15 protein-coding genes are annotated in these 18,201 nt (G+C 56.3%); 14 read left to right on the forward strand and 1 reads right to left on the reverse strand.

The features are described from left to right. Positions 1 to 289: 289 nt before the first annotated feature. The 14 genes from EXR70_20250 (at position 290) to EXR70_20315 (ending at position 17,687) form a co-directional block, all read left to right on the forward strand. On the forward strand, positions 290 to 2,146 hold the full coding sequence (locus EXR70_20250) for a hydantoinase B/oxoprolinase family protein (protein MSP40825.1): 1,857 nt from the start codon (positions 290 to 292) through the stop codon (positions 2,144 to 2,146). Positions 2,147 to 2,164: 18 nt separating this feature from the next. Continuing rightward, on the forward strand, positions 2,165 to 3,280 hold the full coding sequence (locus tag EXR70_20255) for an ABC transporter substrate-binding protein (GenBank protein ID MSP40826.1): 1,116 nt from the start codon (positions 2,165 to 2,167) through the stop codon (positions 3,278 to 3,280). A 245-nt stretch (positions 3,281 to 3,525) separates the two neighbouring features. Next, positions 3,526 to 5,595 (forward strand): hydantoinase/oxoprolinase family protein, encoded by a 2,070-nt coding sequence (locus EXR70_20260; GenBank protein MSP40827.1) that lies wholly within the window; start codon positions 3,526 to 3,528, stop codon positions 5,593 to 5,595. 199 nt (positions 5,596 to 5,794) lie between these two features. Continuing rightward, on the forward strand, positions 5,795 to 6,808 hold the full coding sequence (locus EXR70_20265) for an LLM class flavin-dependent oxidoreductase (protein MSP40828.1): 1,014 nt from the start codon (positions 5,795 to 5,797) through the stop codon (positions 6,806 to 6,808). Positions 6,809 to 6,945: 137 nt separating this feature from the next. Beyond that, complete coding sequence (locus tag EXR70_20270; GenBank protein ID MSP40829.1) at positions 6,946 to 7,452, forward strand: hypothetical protein; 507 nt, start codon at positions 6,946 to 6,948, stop codon at positions 7,450 to 7,452. Next, on the forward strand, positions 7,449 to 8,051 hold the full coding sequence (locus EXR70_20275) for a thiamine pyrophosphate-binding protein (GenBank protein MSP40830.1): 603 nt from the start codon (positions 7,449 to 7,451) through the stop codon (positions 8,049 to 8,051). Before EXR70_20270 ends, EXR70_20275 begins: the two co-directional genes overlap by 4 nt. Then, complete coding sequence (locus EXR70_20280) at positions 8,052 to 9,080, forward strand: ABC transporter substrate-binding protein (protein MSP40831.1); 1,029 nt, start codon at positions 8,052 to 8,054, stop codon at positions 9,078 to 9,080. It begins immediately after the preceding gene. A gap of 58 nt (positions 9,081 to 9,138) precedes the next feature. Continuing rightward, positions 9,139 to 10,116, forward strand: a complete 978-nt coding sequence (locus EXR70_20285) for an ABC transporter substrate-binding protein (GenBank protein MSP40832.1) — start codon at positions 9,139 to 9,141, stop codon at positions 10,114 to 10,116. A gap of 21 nt (positions 10,117 to 10,137) precedes the next feature. Further along, the gene (locus tag EXR70_20290; GenBank protein ID MSP40833.1) at positions 10,138 to 11,568 is read left to right on the forward strand and encodes a UbiD family decarboxylase; all 1,431 of its coding nucleotides are present in this window, start codon (positions 10,138 to 10,140) and stop codon (positions 11,566 to 11,568) included. 27 nt (positions 11,569 to 11,595) lie between these two features. Then, positions 11,596 to 12,975, forward strand: a complete 1,380-nt coding sequence (locus tag EXR70_20295; GenBank protein ID MSP40834.1) for a UbiD family decarboxylase — start codon at positions 11,596 to 11,598, stop codon at positions 12,973 to 12,975. 161 nt (positions 12,976 to 13,136) lie between these two features. Further along, entirely contained in the window at positions 13,137 to 14,597 is a 1,461-nt protein-coding gene (locus tag EXR70_20300; protein MSP40835.1) for a hypothetical protein, read from the forward strand. Continuing rightward, a complete protein-coding gene (locus EXR70_20305) occupies positions 14,492 to 15,592 on the forward strand; it encodes an ABC transporter substrate-binding protein (GenBank protein ID MSP40836.1) in 1,101 nt (366 codons plus the stop codon). The genes EXR70_20300 and EXR70_20305 overlap by 106 nt, the downstream gene beginning before the upstream one ends. Continuing rightward, positions 15,589 to 16,593, forward strand: a complete 1,005-nt coding sequence (locus EXR70_20310; GenBank protein MSP40837.1) for an ABC transporter substrate-binding protein — start codon at positions 15,589 to 15,591, stop codon at positions 16,591 to 16,593. The genes EXR70_20305 and EXR70_20310 overlap by 4 nt, the downstream gene beginning before the upstream one ends. 53 nt (positions 16,594 to 16,646) lie before the next feature. Next, entirely contained in the window at positions 16,647 to 17,687 is a 1,041-nt protein-coding gene (locus EXR70_20315; GenBank protein MSP40838.1) for a hypothetical protein, read from the forward strand. A gap of 39 nt (positions 17,688 to 17,726) precedes the next feature. Here the strand turns inward: EXR70_20315 and EXR70_20320 are convergent. Further along, positions 17,727 to 18,201: hypothetical protein (locus tag EXR70_20320; GenBank protein ID MSP40839.1), on the reverse strand; the 475-nt coding region annotated here is incomplete at its 5' end.

Consider the following 18,201-nt stretch of genomic DNA (forward strand, 5'->3'; position numbering starts at 1 on the left):
CGGCCTCAACCACGGTGATCTCGCTGCGATATACTCGTTGAATTACGTCTAGTCGTTTCTCGTCTTTCATTGTCAGGGTTGTCATCCTTCCACCCTGACATAATTACGTTGCCGTTAACCCCTGACATAATCACTTTGCTACAACACCGTCGAGCTTTTAACTTGACACGACGGCGCGAAGCTCGATATAAAGTCTCGATACTTGTTTCACGGGTGATAGTCAAGAAAGTTTTTCTCGGCGCGTCCTATCGACTCTGACAATCCATCGATCCATGTATAACGGTTGCCTATGAGTAAGAACTTGAAAGCGCGATCCTTGCGCAGCAAAGGCGGACGACTGCCAAGCGCTCGGCGCACAAAGCCCGGCGCCGTCGATCCGATTTCCGTCGCCGTGATCGCCAACCGTCTCACCGCGATCACCAAAGAGATGGGGCAGATCATGCTGCTCACGTCGCGCTCGCCGATCTTCAGCGAATCGCGCGATTTTGTCACGGCGATCTTCGACGCTCAAGGGCGTTTGGTCGCGCAGACGTCTTACATTCCCGTGTTGTTGGGCGCGATTCCCTATGCCATGGACGCGATTCGCAAGCGCTACAAAAACGAGGTGCTTCACCCTGGCGATGTGATTGTCGCGAACGACCCCTATGACGGCAACAGTCATCTTCCCGACGTGTCGATTGCCCGGCCGGTATTTTACCAACGACAGCTGGCGTTCTGGTCGGTGACCAAGGGACACCAGGCGGACCTCGGCGGCGCCGGTGTGGCGGGTTACAATCCATCGGCGAAAACCGTTTGGGAAGAAGGATTGCGGTTGCCGCCGATCAAACTGTATTCGAAGGGCGCATACCAGCGCGATGTCTGGGACCTGATTCTTCTCAATGTCAAAAGCCGCCACTTGGTCGAAGGCGATCTCCACTGCCAGATCGGCGCCACGGTAAGAGGAGAGGAGTCGTTGATCGAATTACTCGATCGTTACGATCGTAAGACGGTGGATGCCGCCATCGAGTTGTACTTGGACGCCAGCGCAAAAACCATGGCCGCGGCGATCAGAAAAATTCCCAATGGCCGTTATTCCGGCGAGCGTGCGCTCGACAACGATGGCGTTGACATGGACCGCCAACCCTGTGTGCGCGTCGACATCAGTGTGAAGGATGAAAAATTACTTTTCGACTTCGCCCGCTCCGATGCGCAGACCCGCGGCTTTGTTAACAGCCCCTTGGCCAACACGGCATCGGTTTGTTTTCAGGCGCTGTTTGCTTGCATCGGCGCGACGATCCCGCTCAATGCCGGTTCCTTGCGTCTGATCACCATCGCCGCGCCTGAGGGCTCGCTGGTCAATTGCCTGCCGCCGGCACCGACGACTGCTTCAACGCTGCTTACCTGCGCCGCCATCGCTGAAGCGATTTGGCTGGCGCTAGCGCAGGCGATCCCGTCGCAGGTGCAAGCCGGCTGGGGTCGGCGTTGCGCGCCGATGAGCGCGGGGTTCAACCCACGCACCAAGCGTCCCTTTGTCTGCACCCATCACAATTGCAAAGGCGGCTCGGGCGCTACCGACGGTTACGATGGCTGGAACCACACCGGTCCGGTGAGCAACATGGGCGGCTCGCGCGCCACCGATCCGGAGATTTTTGAGCTCGCCTATCCCTATCAGCTTTTGCAATACGAGCTCGCGCCAGATACTGGCGGCGCGGGAAAATGGCGCGGCGGCTTGGGCGCCGTGCTGCGCTGGCGTGTCGATAGCTCAGAGATCCAATGCGTTACCGTCGGTTCCGGCATGCTAGAGCAGACCCGCGCCTTTGGCCTGTTCGGTGCAAAACCGGGTTCGCTGCCGCGCATGCAGGTGACGAGCCGCGATGGCAGCAAAAAAGAGCTCGGGGTGAACCGTTTCTATGGCGTGGCACGCGACGATGTTTTCGAGCTGCATTCCCAAGGCGGCGGTGGTTTTGCCGACCCGCTAGAGCGCGCGCCGGAGCTGGTCATGGACGATGTCGTTAATGGCTATGTGACCGTCGACGGAGCGTTGGCGGATTACGGTGTCGTGATTAGCGCAACCAACCACGAGCGAAAAATCGACTGGCAAGCGACAGCGCGCGAGCGCTTGCGTCGAGGTTCCGTTGGGGTGATGCAAAGCGCGGTGAGTAAGTAGAGCTATTCTAGGTTTACTGTGCAGGACTATTCACCGCAGAGACATAAAGTTTGCAGAGGAATTTTGTTCTACCGTTCTGACTCCATGTACTCTGCACCTCCGCGCCGAGTTCTCCAGGCGGGAATTTCAAGCCGAATAACTAAATTGATTGGGGCCCAAAGGATGCAACGCATGAGACGAGCGGTATCGTATGTTTTCTGCGCTAGCTTATTGTTGGCTCTGTCCGCACTCCCTGCGGCGGCGCAGAAAGGAAATCTGGTGGTGGGATTCTCCGCCTATTCTGCTGCCTTCATGCCTGCTTTTGTTGCCGATCGCGCCGGTTATTTCTCTCAGGAGGGGCTGTCGATCAAATTGATTTTTTTTCAGAGCGGCGTGCAGCTGGCACAGTCGCTGATCTCCGGCGATACTCACATCGGAATGGGTTCGGCGCCGGAGTTGATTACCGCAGTGAACGCTGGCGTCAAGATGCGCGGTGTCTGGGGAATATCCAATCTGATGCCCTATGCGCTGATCTCGCGCCCGCAGATTCGCAGCATCCCGGAACTTAAGGGTAAGCGGGTTGCGGTAAGCGCCCGCGCCTCGTTGAGCGAGTTTCTCTTCGCCTATGTTTTGAAACAGCGCGGTCTCGATGGCGCGCGCGACGTGACTTATATTCCGCTGGGCGGCGTGCCGACGCGCTTTGCCGCCGTACAGTCGGGCAGCGTCGATGCCAGCTTGATCAGCGCGGCGCACTTCGAGAAAGCGCGACAAGCGGGGCTGAATCTACTCTTCATGTTGGCGGATTTGATTCCCGAGTGGCCGCTCGATCTGATCTATCTGCGCGACGATTTTCTGAACAACCGCGAGCCTGAATTCAGGTCTTACCTCAGGGCCTACCAACAGGGCGTGGCGACGGCGAAGAAAAATCCTGATGTCGCAATTGCCGCGCTGCAAAAATGGCTGCGCTTCGATCACGCGACGGCAAAAGAAGGTTATCTGGCCTACGTGCAGTCGCTGCCCGACGATGGTCGTATTGCGGAGAAGGGCATTGAACTCTCAGTGGATCAAATGTTCGAAGCAGGGACGATAAAAAAGCGTCTGGCGATGGCGGATCTCATCGACTACCGCTACATCCGCGAAGCACAGAAGAAATGACTCAACGCTTTGCAATCGATCACGAAGGGCGCAAGACTCGGAAAGGGATAATTCACCACGAAGGGCATGGATTCGACTTCACTCACCACAGGCTCCGAGCACGAAGGTAAGAGACTTAACCTGCGAACCATCCTGAGCTTCGTGGTGAGTAAGGGTTGGTCGCATAAAGTAGCCAATTTCGAAGACGCTAAAATTTGCGCAAGCCGCTCTATCGGACTCTGGGCTCAGCGCTTCAGTAAATCACCATGCCAACTGCACGTAATGAATCTTTCCTGATCGGCATCGACGTCGGCGGGACTTTTACCGACTGTGTTCTGGTCGACGGCCAAGGCCGAACCACTGTCGAGAAAACTTTTACGACGCCGGCGGACCCTTCCGAAGGAGTGTTAAACGGACTGGGAAAGTTCTCGGTTAAAACCGGCTTATCGCTCGGTGATTTTCTTGGGCGGGTCGCGCGCATCGTGCATGGCACGACGATCACGACCAATGCAGTCCTCACCGGGCGCGGTGCCATGACCGGCTTTCTCACTACCAAGGGGTTTCGCGATATCCTGCTTATGCGCCGGGGCATTCGCGAAGAGCAATTCAATTCCAAATACAATCCGCCGCCGCCGTTGGTGCCGCGCAACCTCACCTACACAGTCGCCGAACGCACCGATTGCGAGGGGCGCGAGATTGCACCGCTGGACTATGACGAAGCGCGTGCGGCGATCGGCGAACTTAAGCGCTGTGGCGTCGAGTCGATCGCCGTCAGCTTGCTATTTTCGTTTCTTAACCCAAAGCATGAGCAGGAGATCGCCGCGCTGCTCGAAGCCGATTTTCCCGAGGCCTACGTTTCACTCTCAACCCAGGTGCTGCCGCAGCTGCGCGCCTATGAACGCCATAGCACGACGGCGCTAAACGCCTACGTGGGACCGATTTTGGCGCGCTACCTCAATCGTTTGACCGAGCGTTTGAATGCCGCCGGTTTTGCCGGCCAGTTGTTAATCATGCAGTCCAATGGTGGTGTCATGGCACCGGAAACTGCGGCTCGTTTTGCTTGCCGAACGCTATTGTCGGGACCCGCCGGCGGCCCGGTGGCGGCGATTTTTTGCGGCAAACGCGCCGGCCACAAAGATCTGATCACCATGGACATGGGTGGCACCAGTTTCGATGTCTCGTTCATCAAAGGCGGCGAGGTTAGTTTCACGACGGAAGGCGAAGTAGGCGGACACGCCACTGCGTTTCCGGTGCTCGATATTCGCACTGTGGGCGCGGGCGGCGGCAGCATCGCCTGGGTCGATGATGGTGGCGTGCTCCACGTCGGTCCCGCCAGCGCGGGCGCCGACCCCGGTCCGATCTGTTATGGCCGCGGCGGGAAGGAGCCGACGGTGACCGATGCCGATCTGGTGTTGGGCTACATCGGCGCCGAAGATTTTCTCGGCGGTGAGTTCAGCCTCGACCGAAATTCCGCCGTGAAAGGCATTGAAACGCGCATCGCCAAGCCGCTCGGCATGCTGGCAGTGAAAGCGGCCGAAGGAATCAACCGGCTGGTGAACAGCACCATGGCGGATGCGATCCGACTCGTTTCGATCAAGCAGGGATACGATCCGCGTCACTGCATGTTAATCGTAGCGGGCGGCGCGGGAGCGGTGCATGCTGCGGCAATTGCCGGCGAGTTGGGTATTCGCCAACTGCTGATTCCTCGCGTCGCGTCGGTGTTTTGCGCCGCGGGCATGCTCCTGTCCGATTTGAAACATGACTATGTGCGCACCTTTTCAGGCGATTTGGCAACGATTTCCAAAGTGAAAGTGCGCGCTCTCTATGACCAAATGAGCGTGGAAGCGTTGCAGACGCTTCGCGATGAGGGCAAGAAAAAAGCTTCGGTGTCGCTGGCTTACGCTGTCGATCTAAAATATGTCGGCCAATTTCATGAGGTAACTATCCCGTTTAAGTCGCCATCGGATGATTTTAACCAACTGCAAAAAGATTTCGCTGCGCAGCACCAGAAGCTCTATGGCTACAATCTCCCCGGCGAGTCGGTGGAAGCATTGCATTGGCGGCTCATGGCGCTGGTGCGCACGCAGCGGCCGGCGAGTTTTGGTAAAGCCGAAACGAAGTCGAAAGGCACTGCGGGCGCCAAGAAAAAACGCAGTGTCATTTTCGATGGACGAAAAATCGAGACGGATGTATACGAAGGCAAAAGCTTCGGAGCCCGGGCGGCGCTAAAGGGTCCAGCGATCGTCGAAGAGCCGACCACGACCATCGTGATTCCGCCCGGCTGGCGGTTCCAGGTTAACCGGTTCGGCGATTACGAAATGTCGCGCAAGTATTGAGCGATCACCGTATGCGTTACGCTAAAGCCAAAGCGAAGAGTTGGAATATCGCGCGCCCAGGCGCCAAGAACGCCAAGTTCGGAAAAGAGTTTCCTTTGCGTCTTTGCACGAGATCTTACGAATTCGGTTTGCGGTATTTTCGCATGGGTGTCTTCGTGGTGAACGGAAATGTCCGGTGCATCAAGAAGGAAATAGTTTCATGACAATGAAATTCGGCATTAGTTTCGCCCCCAATCATCCGAGAGATTTTAGCGAGTGGAGCCGCGCGTCCGAAGATGCCGGTTTCGAGCGCGTCGGCGTAGTCGACTCGCAAGCGATCTATCGCGAGCTCTACATCAGTTGCGCGGCGGGGATCCAGGCGACGAAGTCGATTCAACTTGGCCCCCGGGTGACTAATGCTCTCACGCGCCATCCGACCGTTACCGCCAGCGCGATGTTGACCTTGAACGAATTGGCCCCCGGCAGAGTGTTTGTCGGACTGGGCACCGGAGACAGCGCGGTTTTTAACATCGGCTATAAACCCGTCAAGCTTGCGGTGCTGGGCGAATTCACCGCTTGTTTGCGCGCGCTGATGCGCGGCGAGAGCGTCATGTATCAGGGCAACGAGTTGAAACTCACCTGGGGCAAGGCCGATATTCCAATTTACATCGCCGGTCATGGCCCCAAGACCCTTGAGCTCGCGGGACAATACGCCGACGGCGTGATCGTGGGCACGGGCGTTGGAGCAGACGTGGTATGCGACGCCTACGATCGCATCGCCACCGGCGCGGCGCGCTCCGGCCGCAAGCTGGAAGATCTCGATGTTTGGTGGGCGTTGAGCGCTCACATCGGCAACCGCCGGGAAGAGGCCTTGTCGGTTATCCGTATGATGCTTGCCGCCAAGGCGAATCATCTGGCGCGCTTTCCTGAACAGGACAAGCAAGTGCCGCCGGAGTACCGCGAGGTTCTCGACAGCATTCATAAAGGCTACAACTATCTGGAACATCAAAAGCCCGGTGAAAATACCAAGAATGCGACCCTGGTGCGCGAGAGTGGCCTGGAGTCTTATCTCACGGATCGCTACGCCATCGTGGGCACGCCCGACGATTGTCTCGCGACCATTCAGCGGATGGAACATGACGGCGTGCGGAAAATCTGGTTGAACGTTCACTTCGACGACAAGCTCGGTTTTATCCGGCGCTGGGGCAGCGAGGTGATGGCGAAGCTCGGCTAGTCGGGAATATTTACAGGCAATAAAGAAATCCCTAATGCCGAAACAAATTTTTGTTCAAAGTTCAAGGGTACAAAGTTCAACGTGGGATCTCTTCAATCTGACGTTGGACGTTGAACCTTGAACAATCCGCGGATCTTATGGAACCAAAACTAGCCAAGCAAATCGTCACGAGCTTGCGCGATGCCGGCATCGACTTCATGAGTTACTTGCCGGAGAGCAGGTTGAGCCAAATTTTACCGCTCATGCGCGGCGATCCCCACTTCAAGCTCGCGCCCGCAGCCAGTGAGGCCGATGCGGTTTCCATAGCGGTGGGTGCGACTCTCGGCGGAAAACAGGCGGCTTGTTACATGGAAAGCACAGGCATTTACGTATCCTGCTATCAGCTCGTGGTGGTGGCGCTGCACTTGCGCGTGCCGGTGCTTTTGCTGGTCAGTCATCTGGGCGGCTTCGACGATCAACGCAACAGTTTTCTCTACTCGCTCGCCGGCAGGCGATTGGTGCCGCAACTCAAAGCGCTCGATATTGAACACAAGGTCCTGGAAAACGGCGCGAACCTCGATGCCGATGTGAAAAACGCCGTGCGCACGATGAACGCTCTGCGCGAGCCCGTCGCCTTGATTTTTACCGGGGACTTTACCTTATGAACCGTTATGAATGCTTACAGCGTTTGCTGCCGCTGATTACCGATCACCTGGTGGTGACATCCCAGAGCGGTCAGCGCATTGAATGGAGCAGCCTGTCGCAGCGCGATGGTAATCTCTTGCTCGGCGAGATGGGTGCTGCGCTCAGTGTCGGTGCAGGACTCGCGCTGGCGCTGCCGCATCGTAAAGTCGTTGTTCTGGAATCCGACGGCAGTGTTTTGTTGACCTTGAGCAGCCTGGCCACCGTGGCGAATTTAGACCTGCACAATCTATCCGTGTTCGTGTTCGATAACCAGGCCTACAGTGGCACACGCATTAGCGAGCCCTCCGCCACCGCCGGCAAGACGGATTTGGCGCAGGTTGCCAAAGGAGCGGGCATCGCTCGGTCGGTTACCGTGCGGGATTTGAATAGCTTTAGCGCGCAGGCAACGGCCGTGCTGTCGGGCCAAGGGTTGAGCTTTGTCGTCTGTAAAGTCCAGGAAAGTCTCCTCCACCGCGATATTCCCCGGCCCGATCTTGATTTGACCGAGATTAAGTACCGGTTCGTCAGATATCTGCAGGAAACCGAGAACAAGCTCGCGCCGTTTATTGGGAGAGGGTAATTGGCAATGTTAGAGCATACCCGGCGCTTGCTGCGCGTGAATTTCGCTCCCTCCGTGGCGTTCATGATCGCCAGCTTGTCCCTGTGCATCTTCTTGGCGCCGGCGAGCGTTCGTGCGCAGTCGATCCGAATCGGCTCCCTCGGCCTGAGCGGGCCGCTCTTGCCGCTTTGGATCGCCCAAGACCGCGGCTTATTTTCGCAGTACGGTCTCAAATCGGAGGTCGTGACGTTTCAGGGCGGTCCGACGAGTATTCAAGCGCTGCTCGCGGATGAAGTGAAATTCACGGCCACTTCCAGCGCACCCGGCGCCAACGCGATACTTAACGGCGCGGCGGTCGTGGCGATTGCGGAGTGGGTAAGCACGCTGCCCTACATGTTGATCGTCACCCCCGATATCGATACCGCGGAGAAACTCAAAAAGAAGCGCATTGCCGTTGCTCGCTTCGGCGGCGCGGCCCATTATGCCGTTCGCTTGGTTCTATTGAAAATGGGCATCGACCCGGAGAAAGACGTGCAACTGCTGCAAATCGGCGACGAATCGGTCAGGCTTGCGGCGCTGCGGCAGGGAACAGTCGACGCGACGATTCTCACCCCGCCAGCCAATCTCACCGCGCGCAATCTCGGTTTCCGAGTTCTCACTTCTTTGCACGAGGCAGGCGTGCAGTATTCCTTCGATCATCTCCTGGTCACCAAAGAGTTCGCCAGTAAAAATCGCGAGATGGTGCGGGGCTTTCTCAAGGGATTTCTGCACGGCATCGCGTTCATGAAAAAACAGCGCAAAGAGGGCGTCGAGACGCTCCGTAAGTGGACGCGCCTAAACGATCAAGCGGCGCTTGACGAAACCTATAGAATCTTCGGCGCGATGATCGCAGCCAAACCCTACGGCACTGAGGAGGGTTGGCGCAACTTTGTCGACGTCTTGGCAACAACCAACCCCAAGGCGAAACAGCTACAATCTAAGGATATGTTCGACTACAGTTATCTTCTTGAAATCGACAAGAGCGGCTTCATCGAAGCGCTCTACAAGTGAGGTAGCCGAAGTGTAGGGGCAAAGATCGGTCGAATCGCAAACGCAAAAGTTATTCTAGATGGGGATTTTTCCAATGCATCGTGTCGTTCTGGCCGGCGTCATGTTGTTTTTAGCGTATCGTCTATGCATCGATATGGCATGGGCTGAGGAGGCGTTGGTTGCCCATCCGGCACTGACCTTGGGCGATATTCCTTATTACATCGCCAAGGAGAAAAATTTTTACCGCGACGAAGGTTTTCAAGTCAAAGACCTCTATATTCGCGGCGGCGTCACGGCGTCGCAGGCGCTGCAGGCGGGCTCGGTGCAGTTCACCCTGGCCCTGGGGACCGGCGCGCGCGCTGCGCTTTCCGGAATGACGCTCAAGGCGATCATGGTCTTTTGCGACAAGCCGTTTCATTTTTTGTACGGGCGGCCGGATCTGGGGGTGCGCAGCCCACAGGATCTCAAGGGCAAGCGCATCGCCGTGACGGGCTTGGGTTCCACGACTTACTATTCCGCGCGCAAGGTTGTTGAACGGCTGAATTTCGATCCCGATAAAGACGTGCGCATTCTTGCCGTGGGCGATATCTGGCCCGCCCTGGCCGGCGGCTCGGTTGAAGCTGGACTCATTCGCCCACCATTTACGCAGATGGCCGAGAAGCTTGGCATGGTGCGGCTGGCTTACGTGGGCGATGCGCTACAGATGCCGATGTCGGGTTTGGTGACCGCGGAGAAGATGATCCAAGAAAACGCCGACCTCGTGCGGCGCTTTCTCCGGGCGACGCTTAGGGGCTTAAGATTTTTTCAGGATAGCAAGAACGACAGCGAGAGCATCGCACTGCTCAATCGTGTTACCAAGATGGAAGCGGAAGTTGCAAAACAAACCTACGATTTCTACCACGGTATCATGACGCGCGACGGCACGCCGTCCGAACGCGCGCTCGCCGATGATTTTGAGATTACGCGGCAAATGCTCCGCAAAGAAGTGCAAAATCTGTCGCGCCAACAAGCAGAGCAAAAGATGTATGATTTTCGACTGCTGAAGGAACTGCTTTAACGCTCAACACAAGGAATATCTATGCCGGAACTGAGAGAATTCCTCCGAGAAACCGAACGGCTGGGCGAGCTCAAAATCGTCAAGGGCGCGGATTGGAATTTGGAGATCGGCGCGATCACGGAAATATCCGCGCTGGAGCCCAATCCGCCGGCGCTGCTGTTCGACGATATCAAAGGTTATCCGAGCGGCTATCGCCTGTTTACGAACATGTACCAGACCCAATCGCGAACTGCCTTGGGGTTGGGACTCTCCAGCGATTTAAAGGGCGTGGATCTCGTTCGCGCGGTGAAAGATATCTTGCGCAACGGCAAGCCGGTGCCGCCGCTTTTTGAAAATCACGGCGCGATTCAGGAAAATTTCTTTGTCGGGAAAGATGCCCGTGCGACGATCTTCCCGGCGCCTAAACTGCATCGCGAGGATGGCGGCCGATATCTTGGCACTTCGGATGCGGTGATCACCGCCGATCCCGACACCGGTTGGGTCAACTTGGGAACGGCGCGCGTGCAGATTCTCGACGAGCACCGTGTTTCGCTCTACGTTTCCCCCGGCAAACAAACTCGTCTGATCGCGCAAAAATATTGGGATCAAGGCAAGAGTTGTCCCGTTGCATTGGTGTGCGGCCTCGATCCGGTCTTATTCGCAGTTTCCGGTCTCGGTCTGCCGTGGGGAATGTCAGAATATGATTTTGCCGGGCAGATTCAAAATTCACCCGTGAAAGTCGTGCGCGGCGAGATGACAGGATTGCCCATCCCCGCATCGGCGGAGATCGTGCTCGAAGGCGAGATTCCGCCACCCGAGGTCGAGTCGGAAATGGAAGGGCCGTTTGGCGAATGGACGGGCTATTATGCTTCGGGCACCCGTCCTGCGCCACTGATTCGCATTAAATCGGTCTATCACCGCAAGGATCCGATTCTCACGGTTCTTCCCGATTTTAAAACCTATCCGTTGTCGAGTTATCTCTTTCTGGTTTTCTGCGCCGCCGGTTTGTGGAACGAGATCGAAGCTGCGGGGATCACCGACATTCGCGGCGTCTGGTGCGCCGAGTGGGGCGTGCGCTTCTTTATGGTGATCTCGGTCAAGCAACGCTATGGCGGCCATGCGCGGCAGGCCGCGCATATCGCGCTAGGCGCAAGGGAAGGCGGCTATTTGGGACGATTCATCGTATTAGTCGATGACGACATCGATCCGTCGAATATGCCGGATGTGCTCTGGGCGATGTCGACACGCTGCGATCCGCAGACTTCCATCGAGATCGCGACCAACTGCTGGAGCAGTCCCATCGATCCACGCATCTCGCCGGAAAAAAGAACCGCCGGCGATTTCACCAACTCGCGGGCGATCATCGATGCCTGCCGGCCGTTCCATTGGCGCGACAAGTTTCCCAAGGTGCATACCCTTGACCCGGCTTATCGCGATGAGATCAAGAAAAAGTGGAAAGCAGTGTTTAGTTAGGATTGGTCTGCGAAAAAGGAGAACATCATGCCGTTTGAAGATCTACGAGAGTTCGTGAAAACACTCGACGAAGCCGGGGAGCTGGCGAGAGTTAAGAAAGAGGTCGAGCCAAAGTATGAGGTAGGCGCGATCTGCAAAACGATCCACGAGAAAGGCCGAAAGGCGCTTTTGTTTGAGAAGGTGCGCGGTTGTTCCATGCCGGTGCTAACCGAATCGCTCGCAACGTTTAAGCGGATTGCACTTGCGATCGATGCCGATGAAACCGATTTATTCACCGAGGTGATGGAGCGAACCAAGCAGTCCATCGCGCCGGTGATCGTCAAAGACGGGCCGTGCAAAGAAGTCATCCTCAAAGGCAAAGATGTCGATCTCGACCGGCTGCCGTGGATTACCTGGAACAAAACCGAGAAGGCTCCTTACCTCACGGCGGGCCTGGTGATCGTTAAAGATCCCGAGTACGGCAGGAACGTGGGCGTTTACCGCATGATGTACGCCAACAAACAACAAACGTTTTTGCGTCTTAGTCCGGGGCACCATGGCTATGAGTATTACAAAAACGCCGAGTTTCGCGGCGCAAAAAAACTTGACGTGGCGGTGGTCATCGGCAGCGAGCCTTCGATTTTTCTCGCTTCTCAATTCGTCCCGGGCATCGACGTCGACGAGTTCTCGATCGCCGGCGCGCTCCGGCAAAAGCCGGTAGAGCTCGTGCGCTGCGAGACCGTCGATATCGAAGTGCCCGCCACGGCGGAAATCGTTCTCGAAGGACAAGTGAGCATTCCTCCCGAGATCGGCGATGAAGGACCCTACGGCGAGTTCTGCGGTTATTCGGTCGGCACGGTGATTCGCGAGCGCATGTGGACGGTCCAGTGCATGACCCTGCGCAAGGATCCGCTCTACCATGGCTTCTATCTTTGTAAAGGGATCAACGAAGAGGGCGTGATCAAAAGCGTCACCGCGTCGGTGCAAGTTTACAACGAGCTCAAGCCCGGCCATCCGGCGATCAAGAAAGTCTATTGCAGCGAAGCTGGCATCGGCATCTTTCATTGCTTTATCCAAGTCGACGAACGACAGAAGCGTCCCGGCATGATTAACAATATTCTCGCCGCCTCAGTAGGCGTTAAGGGAAGCCGGGTCAAACATGTTTTCGTGTTCGATGACGACATCGACATCATGAACCCCGAGGAAGTCGAGTGGGCGATCGCAACGCGGGTTCAGGCCGACAAAGATATTTTCATCATCCCAAACACGTTCGGCTTGAGACTGGATCCTTCGGCGACCTCTGAAGGTGTGACGGCTAAAATGTTTGTCGACGCCACCAAGAGCAAGAACTTTAGGTCCGAAGGATTGGCGCTGCCGCCGGAAGATGTCTGGCAGCAGGTGAAGAAGAATTGGGACAGTTACTTTTGAAAGGAAAGCCAGTTCCAGTCGTTTAAGGAACAAGATTCGGAACCGGACAATTAACCGCCAGAAACGCAAAAGGCGCAAAAGAAAACGAATACAAGGGGCGGTTTTTAAACCCGCCCTCTTCGCTGAAGTTGTAAAACACCTGTGAAATCCCGAGACCAACAATGACCCATGACCTTTTTCTCAAGAATGGCCGTGTGATCGATCCCGCGAGCGGGCTTGACCGGATCGCGGATATCGTCGTTGACGGGGATAAAATCGTTGCCATCGGCAACGGCGTGAATCCTGCTGAGTCCAGGCGCGTCGAGGATCTCTCCGGCCTGATCGTCACACCGGGTTTGATCGATATCCACGTGCATGCCTTTGGCTCGCTCGGTTTTCTGCATCCGGACACCTTGGGAGTACTCGCGGGTGTCACGGCGATGGTCGATGCCGGTGGCGCCGGGCCCTACAATTATCCGGAGTTGGAAACCCTGCTCAACGACAGTTGTGAGACCGATTGGTTCGCGTTTCTCCACTTGCCGCCGTTGGGAGTAACCGGCGCTAACGAAAAGCACCACCGTTATGTTCGTAGTCTGAAAAGTATTCCATTGGCGCGCATGCTCGATTGGGCCGAAGACGGCAGCCACGTGCGCGGGCTCAAAATCGGCGCGTTCGGCGACATGGGTATCGAACCGATTCAACTCGCCAAGGCACTCGCACGGGTTCTCAAAATTCCCCTCTATATTCACATTGGCGATTTTTTGAAGCGGCCTCAACGCATTACCACACCCGACGTCATGCGACTTTTAGAGGCCGGCGATATGGCGACCCATGTCTACACGGCTGTATTCGGCGGGCCATTTACCGAGGGCGGATTGGCGGCTAAGGAAACCAAAGATGCGCAGGAGCGCGGGGTGATTCTCGATGTCGGTTTTGGTAGCTTCAATTTCAATTTCGACATGGCCCGCGCTGGTTTCGAGCGCGGCATCTTTCCCGATACCATCAGCAGCGATCTGCAAAATATCAACGTGATGAAGCCGGCCCAATCGCTCTGCCATATTATGTCGGTGTTTCTCAATCTGGGCATGAGCTTGTCCGATGTCATCGAGCGGGTGACCGTGCGGGCAGCGAAGGCCATTGCGGGCGAATCTTGGCGCGGGCGTATTGTTGTCGGCGGCCGCGCGGATCTGACGGTGCTCAAAATGGAAGAAGGCGAGTTTACCTTCCAGGATACCGACCGCAACGAGATCGCTGGCAAGCATCGCTTGGTCCCGGTGAGGGTTTGTAAGGCCGGTAAGCTGCGTGACTGCGCCGTTGACGCGGCGCAGGCGAAAGAAAATTGGCTGGTTGAACGCAACGACGGAAGTATCTTCGCCAAAACAACACTTGATCAACAAGAGCGCGATTTTTTAACTCAGGTTAGTGCTCGTCTTGAATCCGTCACCTGGGAGGCTGAAGAAGTTCACGAGGCGGCGTATCGAGTCATCGGCGACGTCAAAATCGATCTGCGGCGCGCCATTGCGCTGGTGCAGACGATTTGTCTCAAACGGCCCTACCCGCAGAGCATGGCCCTCATGCTCCACGATCTCGGCCGCGAGCGCAGCTGTCAATTTATCGGCCAACTGCTCGGCACGGTGGCGTGAGGAAACTATTTGTGAGGCATAAATTTACCGCACCATTCTGCGTGATCTTATTGCTGATCGGCGCGACTGAAGTTGCCGACAATAGGGTCCATGCGCAACCCTTGCAGCGCGTGGTGATCGCTTACCCGAGCCGCAGTATCGGCTCAATTCACTCTTTCATCGCTCAGGACCGGGGGTTTTTTCGCGAAGAGGGACTTGACGCGCAGTTGGTTCAAGTAAGAGGAACCGCCGCGGCCGCGGCGACGATCTCAGGCGACGCCCTGGCGTTCGAAGGCATGGGCAGCGCCATGGGTGTAATTCAGCGCGGTGCGCCATTGAAAATTATCACAGTGAGTTTATTCCGCCCGCTGTTTTGGCTTGTCGCTCGCTCGGAATTCAAATCGATCGGCGATCTCAAAGGCAAGATCATGGGCACGACAACCTTCGGCGGGGTGCAACATCTGACCGGTTTACGCATGCTGCGCAAGGGCGGGCTCAATCCTGACAAAGACGTGACCGTGATCCAGGTCGGCGACGTACCGACGCAGCTTCAAGCGCTGGTCAACGGCACGATTCACTTTGGCTTGTTGTCGCCCCCCACGGTTATCGCGGCGCGCGACAAATTCAAAATGAATCTGCTCGGTACCGCGACCGAAGAGTTTCTCGGATTCCAAAACGGCTTGGCGGTTCATGATAGAACGCTCGGCAAAGATAGAGACTTGCTAAAGCGGCTGGTTCGCGCGCGCAGCAAGGCCAATCAATATTTTTGGAGGAATGAAAAAGGCACCGCCGAGACTTTGGCGAAATATCTTCGCGTCGAATTACCGATAGCAATCGAATCCTATCGGCTGTCTCGCCCGGCCTACACGACGGATGGCATCCCGCAAGCGAAAGATATCGATGAAATGATTCGCATGGATGCAGGTGTGCTCAATCTTTCGGACCCGCTTCCGGCTGCCAGAGTTTTCGACTTTGCGCTGCAACGGCAAATGAACGACGAACTAGGGATAAAATGAAAGACTTCAAATCGCTAGCGGGGATGCGCCAATGTCTCGCTCTTGCTGCACTCATCGCGTTCGCCCCGGCCGACTGTTTTGCTCAGGAGCAGCGCATCCGCGTCGGCTTCTCGGCGATGAGTGGGTCGATGGCCTGGCTCTGGACGGCGAAAGAGGGCGGCTATTTCGATCAACAGGGTTTGAAGGTCGACCTGGTTTATGTTGGCGGCACGGCGCAGCTGTTCCAAGCCATGCTCGCAGGCGAGATCGCCTTCGGTATCGGAGGTGGCCCGGCGATCATAAACGCCAACGCACAGCGGCGATCGATCGTCGGCGTGGCCGGGACGCTTAATCGCATGGTCATGAAAATCATGGCGTCGCCGCAGATCAAAAGCCCTGCCGATCTTCGCGGTAAGCGGATCGCCGTCACCCGCTACGGCACGACCAGCGACTTTTCGGCCCGTTTGTTTTTGAAGAACTGGGCGCCGGCAGCGGAAAAGGGAACAGTGATTTTACAGGTCGGCAGCATTCCGAACGTTCTTGCGTCCCTGCACAGCGGCACGAGCCAGCTCGGCGCTTTGTCGCCGCCGGCCCATATCCAAGCGGAAAGGGCGGGATTTACCGAGCTGATGGATTTATCGAAGCGGGAGATTTTTTACCCGTATACGTACGTGACGGTCACGACTGGTTTTCTCGAAAAAAATAGCCAGTTGATTCGCCCCTTCTTGGCAGGCGCTGTCGAGGGCATACGACGCTTCAAAACCGACAAAGCTTTCGCCAAGCGGCAGATCGGCATATACTTGCGCGTCGAAGATGACAAAATTCTGGAGGACACTCATCAACTGTTTGCCGACCTTTTCGAAACAACGCCCTATATCAAACGGGAAGGCGTCGCGAGTCTTACCCAGATCCTGGCGGAGAACGATCCCAAGCTGGAATCGTTCAAAGTCGACTCGATCGTTGAGGATCGATTTGTCCGCGAGCTTGAGACTAGTGGGTTTATCAAGAATCTCTACCGATAAGCTCGGATCGACTCGGGCAAAGACCCCAAGGCGCAGAAAAAACGTTTAGTAGTATGATCAAGGAGAAGAACGTGATGTTGTTGTCGTTGGCTTGGTTTCTCGGGTTATCTCTGGTCTTTACGCATAACTTGCCCGCGCAGGAATCATTCTACAAAGGAAAAACTATTCGGCTCATTGAGGCCTATTCGGCGGGCGGCGGTTACGATACCTACGCCCGCCTCATCGCGCGCCATCTGGGAAAACACATTCAAGGCAACCCGACGGTAGCGGTTGAGAATATGACGGGCGCGGGCGGATTGATCGCGGTCAACTATCTCTATAACCGCGCCGAACCCGACGGCCTGACGATCGCCAACTGGAATGGATCGCTCTCGCTGCAACAATATCTGGGACTCAAGGGGATAGAGTTCGACGCGCCCAAGTTTCAGTGGATCGGCTCGGCCGTGCGCCCGACGCCGATCTGCATTGTCGCGCGCGCCAGTGGCGTGACCTCCTTGCAGGACTGGGTGAAAGCCAAAAAACCCGTGAAACTGGGCGGCATGGCGCCGGGCACGAGCCTGAGCGACGACGCGCGCATACTCAAAGACGCGTTGGGACTACCGATGCAATTGGTCGAGGGCTACAAGGGCGGCGCGGATATCAAGCTTGCGGCCAAGCAAGGCGAGATCGAAGGCGCCTGCGGGCTTGCTTGGGAAACGCAAAAAGTCACTTGGCGCCAGGAACTCGAGAGCATGAATGTCGTTTTGCAAGTGGTGCGCAGGGCCCATCCGGAGCTAGCGAAAGTGCCCTTGGCAAGCGAGTTGGCCAAGACCGAAGAAGCACGCCAGTTGCTGAAGATCGGCATCCAAGATCTGGGCGCCCTCGGCCACGCCTACACGTTGCCGCCAAAGACGAGAAAGAATTTAGTCGAGGATTTGCGCAAAGCGTTTGTGGAGACGATGAAAGATGCGGAGTTTATCGCTGAAGCCGAGAAGTCGAATATCGTCACCAATCCGGTTTCTGGAAAAGAGCTGGAAGAAATCGTTTCAGGATTTCCCAAGGTGCCTGCCGATCTGCTGGCAAAACTAAAAAGCAGTCTGCTGCCCAAACAATAGTGGCTCTTCGTGAACTCGAGTGGGTAAAATTTGATGATTTCACAGCTCCGGCAACATCGAAGTGAGTATTTTAAGCCGCAGGTATTCTTCGTCTCTAAGGCGATAAGCACGTCTTTGGATTACACGAATCTTGTTGTTGAGTCCTTCGACGAATCCCAGCGACACTTTGTTTTCCGGTCGGCTGTAAGCGGCAACCCCGTCCCAATGGCGCTCGATCATCGCGGCAAATGTCTCATAAGGCCTAAGCCTCTGCCATTTAAGCGCCGCCTTCCAGTTCTCAAAAAAGCGCCTGGCCCAACCTTCGCGCTCGTAGCTCCACAGTTGCCCAAAGTACTCTTTGAGCAGGAGCTGGGGGTTAGACTTTGATATCTCGACTTTCTTGTTCAACCGATTGATCTCCCGTCGAAGCATTTCGTCCTTGGCGATGCGCTCGGCGAGTCGTCCGATCAATGTCCCCACCGTGGCGGCATCCCGTCCAAAATATCTCGCCACTTCGCCGAGTGCGTATCCCTGG

The sequence above is a fragment of the Deltaproteobacteria bacterium genome (assembly GCA_009692615.1).
In the GTDB taxonomy this organism is placed as follows: Bacteria; Desulfobacterota; Binatia; order UBA9968; family UBA9968; genus DP-20.

Excerpts from the sequence above, each read along its gene's own strand:
- EXR70_20290 (MSP40833.1), top strand. The coding sequence starts at position 10,138 with ATGCCGGAACTGAGAGAATTCCTCCGAGAAACCGAACGGCTGGGCGAG.
- EXR70_20295 (MSP40834.1), top strand. The coding sequence starts at position 11,596 with ATGCCGTTTGAAGATCTACGAGAGTTCGTGAAAACACTCGACGAAGCC.
- EXR70_20250 (MSP40825.1), top strand. The coding sequence starts at position 290 with ATGAGTAAGAACTTGAAAGCGCGATCCTTGCGCAGCAAAGGCGGACGA.
- EXR70_20315 (MSP40838.1), top strand. The coding sequence starts at position 16,647 with ATGATCAAGGAGAAGAACGTGATGTTGTTGTCGTTGGCTTGGTTTCTC.
- EXR70_20275 (MSP40830.1), top strand. The coding sequence starts at position 7,449 with ATGAACCGTTATGAATGCTTACAGCGTTTGCTGCCGCTGATTACCGAT.
- EXR70_20300 (MSP40835.1), top strand. The coding sequence starts at position 13,137 with ATGACCCATGACCTTTTTCTCAAGAATGGCCGTGTGATCGATCCCGCG.
- EXR70_20285 (MSP40832.1), top strand. The coding sequence starts at position 9,139 with ATGGGGATTTTTCCAATGCATCGTGTCGTTCTGGCCGGCGTCATGTTG.
- EXR70_20310 (MSP40837.1), top strand. The coding sequence starts at position 15,589 with ATGAAAGACTTCAAATCGCTAGCGGGGATGCGCCAATGTCTCGCTCTT.
- EXR70_20265 (MSP40828.1), top strand. The coding sequence starts at position 5,795 with ATGACAATGAAATTCGGCATTAGTTTCGCCCCCAATCATCCGAGAGAT.
- EXR70_20260 (MSP40827.1), top strand. The coding sequence starts at position 3,526 with ATGCCAACTGCACGTAATGAATCTTTCCTGATCGGCATCGACGTCGGC.
- EXR70_20270 (MSP40829.1), top strand. The coding sequence starts at position 6,946 with ATGGAACCAAAACTAGCCAAGCAAATCGTCACGAGCTTGCGCGATGCC.